Source organism: Sphingomonas cellulosilytica (genome assembly GCF_052321755.1).
Taxonomy (GTDB): domain Bacteria; phylum Pseudomonadota; class Alphaproteobacteria; order Sphingomonadales; family Sphingomonadaceae; genus Sphingomonas.
In genome coordinates, this window is sequence record NZ_JBQRTT010000005.1 from 99,212 (window position 1) to 112,660 (window position 13,449).

The 13,449-nt window shown below is 67.6% G+C and carries 10 protein-coding genes; 6 read left to right on the forward strand and 4 right to left on the reverse strand.

The window, feature by feature from the left end:
* Positions 1-75: 75 nt before the first annotated feature.
* The 3 genes from ACTZQ5_RS09970 to ACTZQ5_RS09980 form a co-directional block, all read right to left on the reverse strand.
* Complete coding sequence (locus ACTZQ5_RS09970; RefSeq protein ID WP_443585031.1) at positions 76-1,656, reverse strand: efflux transporter outer membrane subunit; 1,581 nt, start codon at positions 1,654-1,656, stop codon at positions 76-78.
* Complete coding sequence (locus ACTZQ5_RS09975) at positions 1,656-4,898, reverse strand: efflux RND transporter permease subunit (RefSeq protein WP_443585032.1); 3,243 nt, start codon at positions 4,896-4,898, stop codon at positions 1,656-1,658. The genes ACTZQ5_RS09970 and ACTZQ5_RS09975 overlap by 1 nt, the downstream gene beginning before the upstream one ends.
* Positions 4,899-5,046: 148 nt before the next feature.
* On the reverse strand, positions 5,047-6,297 hold the full coding sequence (locus ACTZQ5_RS09980; RefSeq protein WP_504434243.1) for an efflux RND transporter periplasmic adaptor subunit: 1,251 nt from the start codon (positions 6,295-6,297) through the stop codon (positions 5,047-5,049).
* A gap of 173 nt (positions 6,298-6,470) precedes the next feature.
* Between ACTZQ5_RS09980 and rpiA the strand changes: the two genes are divergently transcribed.
* The 6 genes from rpiA (at position 6,471) to ACTZQ5_RS10010 (ending at position 13,124) form a co-directional block, all read left to right on the forward strand.
* The gene (rpiA, locus tag ACTZQ5_RS09985) at positions 6,471-7,148 is read left to right on the forward strand and encodes a ribose-5-phosphate isomerase RpiA (protein WP_443585033.1); all 678 of its coding nucleotides are present in this window, start codon (positions 6,471-6,473) and stop codon (positions 7,146-7,148) included.
* 72 nt (positions 7,149-7,220) lie between these two features.
* Positions 7,221-9,296 carry a transketolase gene (gene tkt, locus ACTZQ5_RS09990; protein WP_443585034.1) on the forward strand — a complete coding sequence of 692 codons (2,076 nt, stop codon included), beginning with the start codon at positions 7,221-7,223 and terminating at the stop codon, positions 9,294-9,296.
* Positions 9,289-10,413: a transaldolase gene (tal, locus tag ACTZQ5_RS09995; RefSeq protein WP_443585035.1), complete on the forward strand. Its 1,125-nt coding sequence runs from the start codon at positions 9,289-9,291 to the stop codon at positions 10,411-10,413. The genes tkt and tal overlap by 8 nt, the downstream gene beginning before the upstream one ends.
* Positions 10,364-11,563, forward strand: a complete 1,200-nt coding sequence (gene gnd / locus ACTZQ5_RS10000) for a phosphogluconate dehydrogenase (NAD(+)-dependent, decarboxylating) (protein WP_443585036.1) — start codon at positions 10,364-10,366, stop codon at positions 11,561-11,563. Before tal ends, gnd begins: the two co-directional genes overlap by 50 nt.
* Positions 11,560-12,381, forward strand: coding sequence for a Cof-type HAD-IIB family hydrolase (locus ACTZQ5_RS10005; RefSeq protein ID WP_443585037.1), 822 nt, complete (start codon positions 11,560-11,562; stop codon positions 12,379-12,381). Before gnd ends, ACTZQ5_RS10005 begins: the two co-directional genes overlap by 4 nt.
* Positions 12,378-13,124, forward strand: coding sequence for an HAD-IIB family hydrolase (locus ACTZQ5_RS10010; RefSeq protein WP_443585038.1), 747 nt, complete (start codon positions 12,378-12,380; stop codon positions 13,122-13,124). Before ACTZQ5_RS10005 ends, ACTZQ5_RS10010 begins: the two co-directional genes overlap by 4 nt.
* Positions 13,125-13,148: 24 nt before the next feature.
* Here the strand turns inward: ACTZQ5_RS10010 and ACTZQ5_RS10015 are convergent, their stop codons facing one another.
* Complete coding sequence (locus ACTZQ5_RS10015; RefSeq protein WP_443585039.1) at positions 13,149-13,448, reverse strand: hypothetical protein; 300 nt, start codon at positions 13,446-13,448, stop codon at positions 13,149-13,151.
* Position 13,449: the final 1 nt, after the last annotated feature.

Genomic DNA, 13,449 nt, shown 5'->3' on the forward strand with positions numbered 1-13,449 from the left:
TCCTACACGCGCGATCGGGCGAGTCGAACCTTGACGGGTTATGATGTCAGGCTGATCCACGCTCGCCGCCGACCCTCAATCGCTGCGCGGCGCGCCGCTCGGCGTCACCGGGCGCGGCCCGTCGGCCGTCGCCTCCAGCGACGAATCGCCCCCCAGCACCCGGTACAGGTTCACCCGGTTGGTCGCGCCGACCAACGTCGTCGCGATCAGCGAGCGCTGCGCCGTATACAGCGATCGCTGCGCGTCGAGGCTGGAGAGGAAGGTATCGATTCCCCCCTGGTAGCGCGCGTTGACCAGCTGCAACGTGTCGGCCGCCGCCGCCTGGAAATTCGTCTGCGCGCGCAGCTGTGCGGCGAGCGTGCCCTGCCGCGCCAGCGCGTCGGCGGTTTCCTGAAACGCGGTCTGGATCGCCTTTTCGTAGGTGGCGAGCGCCGCATCGCGCTGCGCCTCGGTGTAGCGGACGTTGTTGCGGCCCGCTCCGGCCTGGAAGATCGGATAGCTGACCGACGGCGCCACCGAATAGGTGAAGGCGCCGCCCGAGAACAGCGACGACAGCGCCGTGCTCGCAAAGCCGACCAGCCCGGTCAGCGAGATGCGCGGGAACAGCGCGGCGCGCGCCGCGCCGATCTCGGCGTTATAGGCGCGCAGCTCATATTCGGCCTGCACCACGTCCGGGCGGCGCAGCAGCACCCCGCTGTCGAGGCCGGCGGGCAGGCTGGCGATCGTCGCCTGCGCCTCGTCGATCGAGGCGGGCAGCAACGTCGCATCGATCGGCGCGCCGACCAGCAATTGCAGCGCGTTGACGTCCTGCGCCACCAGCGTCGTCTGTTCGGCGAGATCGGCGTTGGCCGTTTCCAGGATCTGTTCGGCCTGCCGCACGTCGGTGCGTGCGGCGATCCCGCCCTGCAGCCGGGCGCGGGTCAGGCGGACGCTCTGCTGCGCGCTGGTCGCGGTATCCTGTGCGACCTTCAGCAGGCTGCGGTCGGCGGCATAGGTCAGCCAGGCGGTGGCGACATCGCCGACCAGCGTCAGCCGGGTCGCCCGCGCCCCTGCTTCGGTGGCGAAATAGCGGTCCAGCGCCGCACGCGACAGCGAGCGGATGCGTCCGAACAGGTCGAGTTCGAAGGCGGTGACGCCGACCTGCGCGGAAAAGGCGCTGTTGCCGTTGCTGGTCGTGGTGATCGTGCCGGTCGATCCCGTTCCCGTGCCGACACCGGTTCCCGTATCGGTTCCAGTCCCCGTGCCGGTTCCCGTCCCCGTCCCCGTCCCCGTGTTGCCGGTGCCGCCGCTGCCAGCGGTGCTGCGCGCGCCGTTGCCGCCGCCCGACCGCGTGTAGCGGCCCGACGCGTCGACGGCGGGGAACAGGTCGGCCCGCTGGATGCGGTATTGCGCCCGCGCGGCGGCGATGTTGGCGGCGGCGACGCGCAGGTCGCGGTTGTTCGCCAGCGCCTGATCGATCAGCGCCTGGAGCCGCCGATCCTTGAACACGTCGCGATAGGTGATCGCCGGCAGCGCCGCCTCGCTCTGGCGCAGATAGGCATCGCCCACCGGCCAGGATGCCGGCACCGGCGCGGCCGGCCGCACGTATTTGGGCTCCATCGAACAGCCGCCGAGCGCGGTCGCGGCCATCGAGAGGGCGAGGATCAGGCGGCGCATCATGCAGGCTCCGGCGCGGCTGGCGGCATGGGGGGAGCGGGGGGATCCTTGTCATGCCCGCCCTGATGGCCGGTCGGCCGGCCACGCAGCTTGGCGAGGCCGTCGCGCACGCCGCGGCGTACCAGCACGAAGAACAGCGGGATGTAGAAGATCGCGAGGAACGTCGCCGACAGCATGCCGCCGATCACCGCCGTGCCGATCGCGATGCGGCTGTTCGCGCCCGCACCGGTCGATATGGCGAGCGGCAGCACGCCGAAGATGAAGGCGAAGCTGGTCATCAGGATCGGGCGCAGACGGATCTTGGCCGCCTCCAGCGCCGCGTCGATGACGCGCGCGCCCTTGCGCTCGGCCTGTTCGGCGAATTCGATCATCAGGATCGCATTCTTGGCGGCGAGCCCCATCGTCGTCAGCAGCCCGATCTGCAGATAGACGTCGTTGGTGAGCCCGCGCAGCGTCACGAAGGCGATGGCGCCGATCAGCCCCAGCGGGATGATGAGCAGCACCGCGAACGGGATCGACCAGCTTTCGTACAGCGCGGCAAGGCACAGGAAGACGACCAGGATCGACAGGCCGTAGAGCAGCGGCGCCTGCCCTGACGACAAGCGCTCCTGATAGGACAGGCCCGCCCAGGCGACCGAGGTGCCGGGGATCTGCGCCGCCAGTTCCGCCATTCGCGTCATCGCATCGCCCGAACTCTTGCCCGACGCGGCGGACCCCTGGAATTCGAACGAGGAGATGCCGTTGAAGCGCGACAGCGTCGTCGGCGCGGTCGCCCAGCCGGTCGACGAGAAGGAGGAGAAGGGCACCATCTGCCCGCTCGACCCGCGCACGAACCATTGCTTCAGGTCGTCGGGCGCGGAGCGGAATTGCGCATCGCCCTGCACGTAGACGCGCTTGACGCGGCCGCGATCGATGAAGTCGTTGACGTACTGGCCGCCCCAGGCGGTGGTCAGCGTCGCATTGACGTTGTTCTGCGAAAGGCCGAGCGCCGCGAGCTTCTGCGCATCGGTATCGACGCGCAGCGTCGCGATATCGGGCAATTCGGTAAGGCGCACCGATGCCAGCATCGGATCGGCATTGGCGAGGCCGAGCAGCTTGTCGCGCGCGGCATTGAACTGGTCCTGCGTCAGGCCTCCCGTGTTCTGCAACTCCATGGTGAAGCCGTCCGACGAGCCCAGGCCGCGCACCGCCGGCGGGACGAGGGCGAACACCTGCGCATCGCGCAAGCCCCGGAATGCGGCGGAGGCGCGTGCGGTGATCGCGTCGGCGGTATTCTCCTTGCCCTTGCGATCCTTCCAGTCGACGAAGTTGAGGAAGCCCTGGCCGGTGTTCTGGCCGCTGACGCCGCCGCCACCGCCGCCGGCGACGGTGAACAGGACCGAGCTGTTCTTGGGCTCGTATTGGGCGAAGTAATTCTCGACCTGCCGCTGCACCTGGAGCGTGCGCGCCTGGGTGGCGCCGGCGGGCAGGCGGAACTGCACGATCGCCGCGCCCTGGTCCTCGGTCGGCAGGAAGCCGGTGGGCAGGCGCAGGAACAGGATGGCGAGCAAGGCGACGAGGCCGACGTAGATCAGCAGGAACAGCCATTTGCGGGCGATCAGCGCCTGCACCGCGCCCGTGTATTTTTGCACGCCGCGATCGAAATTGCGGTTGAACCAGCCCGAGGCCTTGGTGCCCCAGCCGGAGACGCGCGGGAAGCGGCGCTTGAAGCCCTGGCTCTCCTCGGCTTCCTTCGATTTCTGCTTGAGCAGCGAGGCGGTGAGCGCCGGGCTGAGGATCAGCGCGACCAGCACCGACAGCACCATCGCCGAGACGATTGTCAGCGAGAACTGGCGATAGATGACGCCCGTCGACCCGCCGAAGAAGGCCATCGGCAGGAACACCGCCGACAGCACCAGCGCGATCGCGATCAGCGCGACGCTGATCTCGTTCATCGATTCGATCGTCGCCTCGCGCGGCCCCATGTCGGGGTTTTCCTCCATCAGCCGCTCGACGTTCTCGACGACGACGATCGCGTCGTCGACGAGCAGGCCGATGGCGAGGACGAGGCCGAACAGCGTCAGCGTGTTGATCGAGAACCCGGCGAGGTAGAAGACCGCAAAGGTGCCGAGCAGCACCACGGGCACCGCGATCGTCGGCACCAGCGTCGCGCGCCAGCTTTGCAGGAACACGAACATGACGATGACGACGAGGATCACCGCCTCGATCAGCGTCTTGACGACCTCATCGATCGACAGCTTGATGAAGGCGGTGGTGTCGTTGGCGTAGGCGACCTTGAGGCCCGGCGGGAAGCCCTTGGCGACGCGTGCGACCTCCGCCTTCACCAGCTCCGCCGTCTTCAGCGCGTCGGCGCCGGGGGCGAGCAGCACGGCGATGCCGGCGCCCGGATGGCGGTTGATGCGGCTGACCGCGGCATAGCTTTCCGCGCCCAGCTCGATCCGCGCGACGTCGGACAGCCGCACGGTGGCGCCGGTCGGCAGCGTCTTGACGATGATCTGCCGGAATTGCTCGGGCGTCTGCAATCGCGACTGTGCGGTCACCGTCGCGTTGAGCATCTGTTCGGGACCCGAGGGCAGGCCGCCCACTTCGCCCGCCGCGACCTCGGTATTCTGGTTCTGGATCGCCGTGGTGATATCCGACGGGATCAGCTGATAGCTCGCGAGGCGCGCCGGGTTGAGCCAGATGCGCATCGCATATTGCGAGCCGAAGACGTTGACGTCGCCGACGCCCTGCACGCGCCCCAGCGGGTCCTGCAAATTGGAGACGAGATAGTCGCTGACGTCCTGGTTGGTCTTGGCGTTCGTCTCGTCATAGACGCCGACGATCAGCAGGTTGTCCGGGTTGGACTTGCGGACGACGAGGCCCTGCTGCTGCACCTGCTGCGGCAGGCGCGCGACGCCCTGCTGCACCTGGTTCTGCACCTGCACCTGCGCGATGTCGGGATCGGTGCCCTTCTCGAAGGTCGCGGTGATCGTCACCGCGCCGCGGCTGGACGAGGACGAGCTGAAATAGAGCAGCCCGTCGATGCCGGTCAGCTGCTGTTCGATGACCTGCGTCACCGAATTCTGCAACGTCTGCGCGTTCGCACCCGGGAAGGTCGCGCGGATCGACACCTGCGGCGGCGCCACGTCGGGATATTGCGCGATCGGCAGGCTCAGGATCGCGCCGACGCCCGCCAGCATCACGATGATCGCGAGCACCCAGGCAAAGATCGGGCGGTCGATGAAGATCCGGGAGATCATCTGATATTTCGTCCCGCCGAGGCGACAATCGTTAGCCTGTCTGCTGCCGACACACACGCCGCTTGTGCTGAGCGTGTCGAAGCACGGTGAGTCCCAAGCCCTTCGACAGGCTCAGGGCAAACGGAGGCTGTTCTGCTGTCCTGCACGATCAGCCCGCCTTGCTTTGGGCGTCACCCTGTTGCTTGCCCTCACCCTGCTTGGGCGGCGCGACATTCTGTGCGCTGTTCGCCGGCACCGCCTTCACCTGCGCGCCGGGGCGCAGGTTGTTGAGGCCCTGCGTGATGATCTTGTCGCCCGCCTTCAGGCCGGCGGTGACCACCCAGTTCTCGCCCTGCGTGCGCGAGGCGGTGACCTGCCGCTGCACCGTCTTGTTGTTGGGGCCGACCAGCATCACCGTCGCATTGCCCTTGGCATCGCGGCTCAGCGCCTGCTGCGGCACCAGGAAGGCATTCTGGTTGATCGCCTGCGCGAAGCGCGCGCGCACGAACATGCCCGGCAGCAGCAGCCCCTTGGGATTGGGGAAGCGCGCGCGCATCGTCACCGTGCCGGTTTCGGTATTGACCAGCGCTTCGGCGAATTCGACGGTGCCGGTCAGGCCATAGTCGCTGCCATCCTCCAGCAGCAGGTGCACCACCGCGCGCGTCGGCACCACGCCGTTCTGGCTCAGGCTGCGGCGCAGCGCGAGCAGGTCGGCGGCCGATTGCTGGATATCGACGAACATCGGGTCCAGCCGCTGGATCTGCGCCAGCGGATCGGTCTGGCTCGCCGACACGAGCGCGCCGACGGTGAACAGCGACCGCCCGATCCGGCCGGAGATCGGCGCTGGCACGGTGGTGAACTGCAGATTGACCCGCGCCGTCTCCAGCGCCGCCTGCGTCTGCGCGACGGAGGCGGTCGCCTGGCGCGCGGTGGCGATGGCGTTGGTATATTCCTGCTTGGACACCGCCTCGATCGCGGCGAGCGGCTTGTAGCGCTCCGCCTGGATCCGCTGCGCCTCTTCGTTGGCGCGCGCGCTGGCGAGATTGGCCTGCGCCTGGTTTACCGCGGCGCGATACAGGCGCGGGTCGATCTCGTAGAGCGGCTGCCCGCGCTGCACCAGCGATCCTTCGGTGAAGAAGCGCCGGCGGATCACGCCGTTCACCTGCGGCCGCACGTCGGAGCTTTCATAGGCATTGGTGCGCGCGGCGAGTTCGGTGACCATCGCGGCGCTGGTCGGCTGGACGACGACATAGCCGACCGTCGTCGGTCCCCGGTTGCCACCGCCGGCGCCGCCCTTGCCCGCGCCCTTTTCCTGCGATCCGCCGCCGCTGCACGCGGCAAGCGCCAGGGCGAGCGCGCCGATCACGGCGGGGGTGGCCGCGGCGAGGCGCCCGCGGGTGCGAATCGATGCTGTGGTCAAATGGGTCACCCGGGGTCGTGTCTCGGCTCGCGCAGCCGCGACCCGCGCGATAATGCGCAAGGGCGGCGAAAGGTTGCTCGTGCTGGCCCAATGGCGACGAACGGCGCGGAAATGCAACCCGAGCCCTGCGTTATTAATGTCGCAAATTGTCGCAGTGCGGAAAGGAAGCGGCCATGACGATCGAGGCGGAAAAGGCGGCTGCGGCCCTCGCGGCGGTGGCCGAGGTGCAGGCCGGCATGCTCGTCGGGCTGGGGACCGGGTCCACCGCGACACAGGCGATCCGGGCGCTGGCCGCGCGCGTCGGCGAAGGGCTGGCGATCCGTGCCGTCGCTACCTCGCAGGCCAGCGCGACGCTGGCGCGCGACCTCGGCATCCCGATGCTCGACTTCGCCGACGTGCCGCGGGTCGACCTCACCATCGATGGCGCTGACGAGATCGATGCGCGGCTGTATGCGGTGAAGGGGGCGGGCGGCGCGATGCTGCGCGAGAAGGTCGTCGCCGCCGCCTCCGACCGGATGGTGGTGATCGCCGATGCGTCCAAGCGGGTGGCGGCGATCGGCGCCGCGGCGGTGCCGGTGGAGATCCTGCCCTTCGCCCGCGCCTCGCTGCTGGCGACGCTGGGGGAGGGGGCGGCGCTGCGGATGCGTGGCGATACGCCCTATGCCACCGACAATGGCAATTGGATCGCCGATTGCCGCCTCGATCTGGATAATCCTGCAAAGACAGCGGCTTGGCTGGATGCGATCCCCGGCGTGCTCGGCCACGGCCTGTTCCTTGCCGAGGTCGACGCCGCCTATATCGCGACGGGCGAGGTCGTTTCGCGGCTGGAACGGGGCGATCCGCCTCGCTAAAGGCGGCGGCATCCGCAACGGATCGGGCGTGCAGGCGTTCGACGCAGGGCTAGAGCGAGGGCTTTCATTCCCATGACCGATACCACCAACGCGATCCACGAAGACGGCTCGCTGGAACGCCTCACGATCGACACCATCCGCACGCTGTCGATGGACGCGGTGCAAAAGGCCAATTCGGGCCACCCCGGCACGCCGATGGCGCTGGCGCCGGTCGGCTACACCCTGTGGTCGCAGTTCCTGCGCTACGATCCCTCGCGGCCCGACTGGCCCAATCGCGACCGCTTCGTGCTGTCGGTCGGCCATGCCTCGATGCTGCTCTACAGCCTGATCCATCTCGCCGGGATCGAAGAGATCGATGCCGACGGCAACAAGACCGGCAAGCCCGCCGTCAGCCTCGAGGATATCGAGGGCTTCCGCCAGCTGTCCTCCAAGACGCCCGGCCATCCCGAATATCGCCACACCACCGGCGTCGAGACGACCACCGGCCCGCTCGGCGCGGGCTGCTCCAACTCGGTCGGCATGGCGATCGCCGAACGCTGGCTCGCCGCGCGCTACAACCGCCCCGAATTCACGCTCTTCGACCATGACGTCTACGCGCTGTGCGGCGATGGCGACATGATGGAAGGCGTCGCGGCCGAGGCGGCGAGCCTCGCCGGGCATCTCAAGCTTTCCAACCTCTGCTGGATCTACGACAGCAACCACATCTCGATCGAGGGCGGCACCGACCTCGCCTTCGACGAGGATGTCGGCCTGCGCTTCCAGGCCTATGGCTGGAACGTCATCCATCTCGACGACGCCAACGACACCCAGGCCTTCGCCAAGGCGATCGAGACGTTCAAGGCGACCAGCGACCGCCCGACCTTCATCGTCGTCCATTCGGTGATCGGCTGGGGCAGCCCCAAGGCCGGCAGCGAGAAGGCGCACGGCGAACCGCTCGGCGAGGACAATGTCCGCGCCACCAAAAAGGCGTATGGCTGGCCCGAGGACAAGAGCTTCTACGTGCCCGAAGGCGTCGCCGAGCATTTCCACGGCGCGCTCGCCGATCGCGGCACCGCATTGCGCGAGGCGTGGGAGCAGACCTTCGCCAAATACCGCGAAGCCGAACCGGCGCTCGCCGCCGAACTCGACCTGATGCTGAAGGACAAGCTGCCGGACGGCTGGGATGCGGACATTCCCGAATTCCCGGCGGATGAAAAGGGCCTCGCCAGCCGCGATTCCGGCGGCAAGGTGCTGAACGCGCTCTCCGCCAGGGTGCCGTGGCTGATCGGCGGCTCCGCCGACCTCGCACCGTCGACCAAGACGGACATCAAGGGCAAGCCTTCGTTCGAAGCCGACAATTACGGTGGCCAGAACTTCCACTTCGGCGTCCGCGAACACGGCATGGGCGGCGTCGTCAACGGCATGACACTGTCGCACCTGCGCAGCTATGGCTCCACCTTTCTCGTCTTCGCCGACTATATGCGCCCGCCGATCCGCCTGTCGGCGATCATGGAACTCGCCAGCATCTGGGTGTTCACCCATGATTCGATCGGCGTCGGCGAAGATGGTCCGACCCACCAGCCGATCGAGCATCTCGCGACGCTGCGTGCGATCCCTGGCCTCGACACGATCCGCCCCGGCGACGCCAACGAGGTCGCCTATGCGTGGCGCGCCGCGCTGGAGGACGCCAGCCGTCCGACCGCGCTGATCTTCTCGCGCCAGGCGCTGCCGACGCTCGACCGCAGCAAGTACGCGCCCGCGGAGGGCGTGCTTAAGGGCGGCTACGTCCTCGCCGACTGTGACGGCACGCCGGACGTCATCCTGATCGCGACGGGCAGCGAACTGGCATTGGTCGTCAAGGCGCACGAGCAGCTCAAGGCAGACGGGGTCAAGAGCCGCGTCGTGTCCCTGCCGAGCTGGTATCGCTATGAGCTCCAGTCCGACGAGTACAAGGAAAGCGTGCTGCCCAAGGCCGTCACCGCACGCCTCGCCGTGGAGCAGGCGGGCGAGATCGGCTGGCACCGCTTCGTCGGTCTCGACGGCCGCACGATCACCATGTCGACGTTCGGCGCCTCCGCCCCCATATCCAAGCTGCAGGACAAATACGGCTTCACCGTCGACAATGTCGTCAAGGTGGCGCGCGAGATGCTGGAGAAGACCAATGGGTAAGCTGAGCGACCTTTCCGCCGCGGGCACCGCGGTGTGGCTCGACTTCGTCGACCGCAAGTTCCTCGAGGCGAAGGGCCTCGACAAGCTGGTCGCCGAGGACGGGTTGACCGGCGTCACCTCCAACCCGTCGATCTTCGAAAAGGCGATGGGTCATGGCGATGCCTATGACGGCAGCCTCGCCGAATTCGACAAGGCGCATGCCGGCGCGGCGACGATCGACCGCTACGAAGCGCTGGCGATCCAGGACATCAAGGCGGCGGCCGAGACGCTGCGCCCGGTCTACGACCGGCTCGATGCCAAGGACGGCTATGTCAGCCTGGAGGTGTCGCCCTATATCGCCGACGATACCGATGCGACGATCGCCGAGGCGGAGAAGCTGTGGCATGCCGTCGACCGCCCCAATCTGATGATCAAGATCCCCGGCACGCTTGCCGGCGGCCCCGCGATCAGCGCGACGATCGCCAAGGGGATCAACGTCAACGTCACGTTGCTGTTCGCCCTCGACGCCTACATCCGCGTCGCCGAGGCCTATGCCGCGGGCCTCGAGGAGCGCGTGAAGAACGGTCAGCCGATCGACCGGATCGCCAGCGTCGCGAGCTTCTTCGTCAGCCGCATCGACACGATGATCGACAAGGAGATCGATCGCCGCGTGGCCGAGAACGACCCCGAGGCGGAGACGCTGAAGGGCTTGCGCGGCAAGGTGGCGATCGCCAATGCCAAGATGGCGTATCAATGGTTCCTCGATTTCGAGAAATCCGAACGCTGGCAAGCACTTGCCGCCAAGGGCGCGCAGCCGCAGCGGCTGCTGTGGGCATCGACCGGGGTGAAGGACAAGGCCTATCCCGACACGCTCTACGTCGACACGCTGATCGGCCGCGACACGGTGAACACCATGCCGCCGGCGACCATGGACGCCTTCCGCGAACGCGGCACGGTCGCGCCGACGCTGGAACAGGATGTCGAGGAGGCGCGCCGCGTCCTCGGCGAGGCCGACCGGCTCGGCCTCAACCTCACCGGCGTCACCGACACGCTGGTGGCGGAGGGCGTCGCCTCCTTCGCCAAGGCCTTTGACGACCTGCTGGGTTCCATCGCCGCAAAACAGCCGGCGGAGGCGTAAAAGGAGCTGGGGGGGCGGAAACCACCCTCTTCGGTGCGACTTTCGTGACCTTCCAGACCCTCCGGGCGCGACTTTTGGGACCTTCGGCCGAACCTGGGCCGGGGTCGCAACAACTTCGCGCCCGCCGGGTTCTACCCTCCATCCACTCATCCGCAGGACAGCAGACATGAAGATCGGACTGATCGGCCTCGGCCGCATGGGCGGCAACATCGCGCGCCGGCTCATGAAGGCAGGCCATCAGGTCGTTGCCTATGACCGCAGCGCCGAAGCGGTGCAGGCCCTCGCCAAGGACGGGGCGGAGGCCGCCAGTTCGCTCGACGACGTGCGCGCCAAACTCGACAGCCCGGCGATCTGGTGGGTGATGCTGCCCGCCGGCGGCCCGACCGAGGACACGATCGCGGCGATCGGCGAGGGCGCGACCGACGGCGACATCATCATCGACGGCGGCAACACCTTCTACAAGGACGATATCCGCCGCGCCAAGGCGCTCAGCGAAAAGGGCGTGCATTACGTCGACGTCGGCACCTCCGGCGGCGTGTGGGGGCTGGAGCGCGGCTATTGCATGATGATCGGCGGCGACACCGAGACGGTGAACCTGCTCGATCCGGTGTTCGACGCGCTGGCTCCCGGCCTCGGCTCGATCACCCGCACCCCCGGCCGCGTCGCCGATGCCGTCGATCCACGCGCCGAAAAGGGCTATATCCACGCCGGGCCGGCCGGCTCCGGCCATTTCGTCAAGATGGTCCACAACGGCATCGAATACGGCCTGATGCAGGCCTATGCCGAGGGCTTCGACATCCTGAAATCGAAGAACAGCGACAAGCTGCCCGAGGATGAACGCTTCGACCTCAACATGACCGATATCGCCGAGGTGTGGCGCCGCGGCAGCGTCATCTCCTCCTGGCTGCTCGATCTCACCGCGATCGCGCTCGCCAAGGACGAGCAACTGGAAAGCTTCTCGGGCAGCGTCGCCGACTCCGGCGAGGGGCAATGGACGATCGACGCCGCGATGGAGGAGAAGGTGCCCGCCAACGTCCTCACCGCATCGCTCTTCGCCCGCTACCGCAGCCGCATCGAGCACACCTATGGCGACAAGGTGCTTTCCGCCATGCGCTTCGGGTTCGGCGGCCATGTCGAGATGCCGCAGTGAGCGCAGACATCCGGCTAGTCGTATCGGACATCGACGGCACCCTCGTCGACAAGCAGAAGCAACTGACCCCCGCGACGACCGACGCCGTCCGGCGGCTGGAGGAGGCCGGCATCGGCTTCACCGTCATCAGCGCGCGGCCCATGTCGGGGATCATGCCGATCGCCGACACGCTGGGGATCGACGAACCGATGGCGGCCTTCAACGGGGGCATCATCTTCCGCCGCGACGGCAGCATCGCCGAACATCACGTCATCGATGCCGCGGCGGTCCGCGGCGTGCTCGACATCGCCGCCGACAGCCCGGTCGACACCTGGGTCTTCGCCGACGATCGCTGGTACGCCTCCACGGACGCAGGCGAGCATGTCCAGCACGAACGAGTGGCATCCAACCAGGAGCCGGTCGTCACCACCGACTTTTCCGCATTGGTCGACCGCGCCGACAAGGTCACCTTCGTCAGCGACGATCACGCGATGCTCGCCGACCTCGCCGAACGCTGCAAGGCGGCGCATGGCGCGGACGCGACGATCGCACGGAGCCAGCCCTATTATCTCGACGTCACCGCGCTTGCCGCCAACAAGGGCGACGGACTGGTGGCGCTCGCCGCGACCTTCGACCAGCCGCTCGATGCGGTGGCGGTGCTCGGCGACCAGTATAACGACGTGCCGATGCTGGAGCGCGCCGGCCTCGCGATCGCCATGGGCAATGCCCCCGATCCGGTCAAAGCGCTCGCCGATCACGTCACCGCCGGCAACGACGCCGACGGTGTCGCGCACGCGATCGACACGATCATTTTCCCCCGCATCGGAGTATCTTCATGAAGCAGCTGGTTGCCTTCGACCTCGACGGAACGCTGGCCGAGAGCAAGCAGCCCTTGCAGGAGCCGATGGGGGAGGCGCTGGCCGACCTGCTTGGCGTCGCGCATGTCGCGGTGATCTCCGGCGGCGACTGGCCGCAGTTCCAGAAGCAGGTGGCGAGCCGCCTGCCGGCACGCGCCGACCTGTCGAAGCTGTGGCTGATGCCGACCACCGGCACCAAGCTCTACACCCATCGCGACGGCGAATGGGGCTCGGTCTATGCCGAGCTGTTCGACGAGGATACGAAGGCGAAGATCCTCAAGGCGTTCGATGAATCGCTGGAAGCGACCGGCTTCGTGCCCGAGCGGACCTGGGGCGAGCGGATCGAGGATCGCGGCAGCCAGATCACCTTTTCCGCGCTCGGCCAGCAGGCGCCGGTGGCCGAGAAGGAGCATTGGGACCCCAAGTTCGAGAAGCGCAAGGTCATCCAGGCCGATCTCAAGCAGCGCCTGCCGGGCCTGTCGATCAACATGGGCGGCGCGACCTCGATCGACATCACGCGTGAGGGTGTCGACAAGGCCTATGGGCTCAAGAAGCTGCGCGACGAAAGCGGCATCGCGCTCGATGCGATGATGTTCATCGGCGATGCCATCTTCCCCGGCGGCAACGATTATCCGGCGAAGGAGCTGGGGCTCGACACGGTGCGCGTGCGCGATCCGGAGGAGACGCTGTCGGTGATCGCCGCGATCGTCGCATGCCAGAAATGACCTGAAGATGGTGCGGCGCCCCGGTCAGCTGGGGCGCTGCACCCGTTCGGTGAGGACGATCTCGCCCTCCACCTCGATATCCTCGTCATCATCGAGGTCCGATGTGTCGGGCATCTCGAACTCGGCGCGCCAGTCGTAGATCTTCTCGGCGCCGCCTTCCACCCAGACGCGCACCGCGCCGCTGGTGATCTCGCCACCCATCGCACCGACGAAGTCGGTGACCAGCGCGTCGGCCGCGCTCTCGTGATCGGCCACGCCGGGAATGCTGGCCGGCTCGATCGCCTCGTCCATCTCGATCAACTGAGCCCAGAATCGCTTGGCCATG